3 protein-coding genes are annotated in these 3,319 nt (G+C 62.0%); 2 read left to right on the forward strand and 1 reads right to left on the reverse strand.

Annotated features, from left to right (window positions below; genetic code table 11):
• Nucleotides 1-851: 851 nt before the first annotated feature.
• Nucleotides 852-1,343: a septal ring lytic transglycosylase RlpA family protein gene (locus tag AS156_RS09915; protein WP_082747411.1), complete on the forward strand. Its 492-nt coding sequence runs from the start codon at nt 852-854 to the stop codon at nt 1,341-1,343.
• 179 nt (nt 1,344-1,522) lie between these two features.
• On the opposite strand, the gene AS156_RS09920 is transcribed toward AS156_RS09915, so the two are convergent.
• On the reverse strand, nt 1,523-1,912 hold the full coding sequence (locus AS156_RS09920; protein ID WP_066503296.1) for a VOC family protein: 390 nt from the start codon (nt 1,910-1,912) through the stop codon (nt 1,523-1,525).
• A 722-nt stretch (nt 1,913-2,634) separates the two neighbouring features.
• On the opposite strand from AS156_RS09920, the gene AS156_RS09925 reads away from it, so the two are divergent.
• Nucleotides 2,635-3,319 (forward strand): aldo/keto reductase (locus tag AS156_RS09925; protein ID WP_082747412.1); only part of this gene is annotated, 685 nt, incomplete at its 3' end.

A 3,319-nucleotide genomic window follows, 5' to 3' on the forward strand; every position in this document is an offset into this window, starting at 1 on the left:
CCCGCCGCAGCGCAGGACACCGCGCCGAAAGCGACGCCGGACCCCGCACCGGCAGCAACGCAGGACGCTGCGCCGACAGCCAATGCAGCGCGTTCCGATCAAACCGAGCTGCTGCAATCGATTGCGCGCGATCTCGCGAACGTGCAGCGAGACATCGAACAGCTCAAGGCGGACCAGCAACAATCGGCCCGCGAGAGCTCCAAAGCCATTGAGCAGCTCAGGGCGAGCCAGGATGAGATGAAGCGAGCGCTCGCGAAGGTTTCCGAGCAGAAGCCGTCACCGCCTCCGACGCAAGCGGCTCCGGCTTCGCGCAAGCCGCAGCGGACATATGAGCCGCCGTACGCGAGAGCACCGCCTCGGATTCCAAGGGAGTGGATCTACGACGACTGGTAGCCGTCGATGTGGTGAAGAGAAGCGACTGAGCACGAACGCGACCGACGCAGCGCCTACGGCGAAAATCAGACGAGCAGAGCGTATGGCGAGCCAGCGTAGCGCGATCCACGATTGCTTCTGAAAAAGATGGCTGATTGTGCTACGCTACGGTGTGTACTCAAGCGCGAGCGCTGTCACGGACCGCTTCTGGCTCCACGCGCACATTGGCCAAAATGCTACTCACGCACGGTCGAAGAAGCTCTCTTCAGCCATGCTGCTGACGCATTCTCTGTCTTAGTCGGTGAGAACTGAAAACACTGCGTGAGGAACCTCCCCGGTTCCCACAACGGTTCTGTCGCCAGGATTGGCACGAGCCCGCAAAAATACTGGTGCGAGTTCGAGAACGCCTCCACGTTCGCTCGACCATGTTTTGCGGCATCGGGAACCGAACGATCGAAAAAATCAATTGAGGAGTTGTGATGCTGTTCGGCTCGAGCGCCGCAATTTGCGGCGCCGTGGTTGCGCTTGCCATTTCTGGTACCGCCGCTCGAAGTGAAAATGGTTCGGTTCATTCAATTGCCGTCGTCGATGCCGCCTGTGGGGATGCGATCGTTGGCGCGGCATCCATGTACAATCCGTTCAAGCCCGGATGGCGGGAGGGCGGCTCGAACACGGCCTCCGGCGAGCGCTATGACCCCTCCGGCTGGGCGGCTGCGATCAAGACGAGCTTGCGTCGGAAATTTGGTGGGGTCGAATTTGGCGCTCGGCCGAAATACGCGCTCGTTGAGGCTGCAGGCAAGAAGGTCATTGTCAAGATCAACGACGTGGGGCCATTGACGCCTGGCCGCATCATTGATCTCAATGAACGGACGATGAGCTATTTCGATCCAAGCCTGCAGCTCGGGGTCATTAACGACGTAAAAGTCAGCCCGCTTGCAGGGGATTATTGGATTCCCGGACCGATTAGCTGAACGTCGCAGGCGAATGAGGGCACGGCATCGTAGGGTCGGGTGAGCGCAGCGAGATTCATCTCGCCGCGCTGATATAACTAAAGGGGTGCGCTTCCGCCTTTGCTCGTCGAGCTACGGCGGACAGGTCGCTCCGCTCATCCTACGCGCTGTGCCATCAACCAGTCGGCCTGATGGGGAGGTTACGCCGGATCGAGCGCGCTGACGGTGACGTAATATCCGTCAGGATCCCGCAGCGAAAACTCCTTGGTTCCAGTGTTGGGATTCAGATGCGGCTCTTCTTCCAGCCGGCCGACAAGCGCGTGCGCCCTTGGCAAGGCTATGTCGAAGTTGTCGACCCGGAAGAACAAGAGAAGGCCGTTGCCGGGCTGGGCGTCGTGGGGGCTTGTCAACGAAGGATGCTCATGGGCGCCCCACTTGTGGAGACAGAGCAAGACCGTTCCATCCGGGTCGATGATTTGCCCGAAGCAGTCGTGGGCGGGAGCGATCTCCGGCAGGCCGAGCAGCGACTGGTACCACTTTAGGCTCTCCGGCACGTCAGCCACGCCAATGATCGTCCACGTGCGCTTCATGGATTTCCTCTGCGGCCCCTTTTTCCCACACGAATGGCGATGCGGCAACGACGCAACCTTGCGCCCGCAAGTGGAGGACGCCACGGATCTCTGGCGCTTGGCACCTTGCGGAAAGTTCATGAAGCCTTTTGTTCGATCGGGCGTTGTTCGTTGACCTTGAATGGCCAGGCGTTCCGAAACCATTGACGTGGAGGGCACTATGCAGCGGACCCTCATATCCGCTTCCGCAGCTATTCTTCTTGGTCTAGCGGCCGCGCATGCCCAAACCGGCATGCAATCGAATGATCAAGCGGGGACAGGTGGCAGAACCATCGCGTCCGACCCACTCAGTGTTCCGACAACACCCCTGCCGTCGTCGCACGGATCGAGTTCTGGTGGCGGAGCGAATGTGTCGAGCACGGGCGCGACGGGTGGCGGCACGTCGATCAATCCCGAAATTCCCCGGCAATTGCCTGGAGAGGCGTCCAACACGTCGACACAGGCAGCGAAGACCACGACGTCTGGATCCGGAGCGTCGGCCGGCGCAGCAGCCGGCGGTGGCTCGTCAGGTGGCACGAGCTGCGGTCCGCAGGTTCCTACGACGGATGGCGGATCGGCCAACCTGACCGAAATAGCGGGCGGCTTGTCGCTCGGCGGATGCTAGGCCGCGCATCCTGTGGCAGCAAAGATCCGGGTTGAATAGTCGCCGCGCGGCCTCGCATAATCCTCGTTCATCCGGAGGAATGGCGATGCAGTTGCGGGTCTTTGGGCGCACCGGGATGCAGCTCTCCATCCTGGGCTTCGGCTGCGGAGCGGTCGGCGGCTTCATGGTGCGCGGCGATCCTGCCGAACAGGAGCGAACCATCGCGCGGGCGATCGCCGCGGGCGTCAACTATTTCGACACGGCGGTGCAGTACGGCAATGGCGAATCCGAGAAGAACCTCGGTCGCGTCCTGCAAAGGCTGAAACCGGCCAACGCGGTCGTGGGCACCAAGGTCCGTTTGCCGCCGAGCGAGTTCGGCCGTGTTGCTGATGCCGTCAGGATTTCGCTCGAAGGCAGCCTGGCCCGCTTGCATCTCGACCGGGTCGACATCTTCCATCTGCACAATCCGATCACCGGCAATGGCGGCGGAACCACGCTCAGCGTCCGGCAGGTGCTCGACGATGTCGTTCCTGCGTTTGAGCGCCTGCGGCAGCAGGGAAAGGCTCGGTTCCTCGGGATGACGGCCGTTGGCGACACAGCGGCGCTTCAGCAGGTGATCGACGCGCGTGTCTTCGACAGCGCGCAAGTGGTCTACAACATGCTCAACCCGTCCGCCGCGACGCAGCTGCCGCCCGATTATCCGGCGCAGGACTATGGGCGGTTGTTCGATCACACCACGGCCGCAGGCGTTGGCGTCGTGGGCATCCGTGTCCTGGCAGGCGGCG

It is taken from the genome of Bradyrhizobium macuxiense (assembly GCF_001542415.1).
GTDB classification, from domain to species: domain Bacteria; phylum Pseudomonadota; class Alphaproteobacteria; order Rhizobiales; family Xanthobacteraceae; genus Bradyrhizobium; species Bradyrhizobium macuxiense.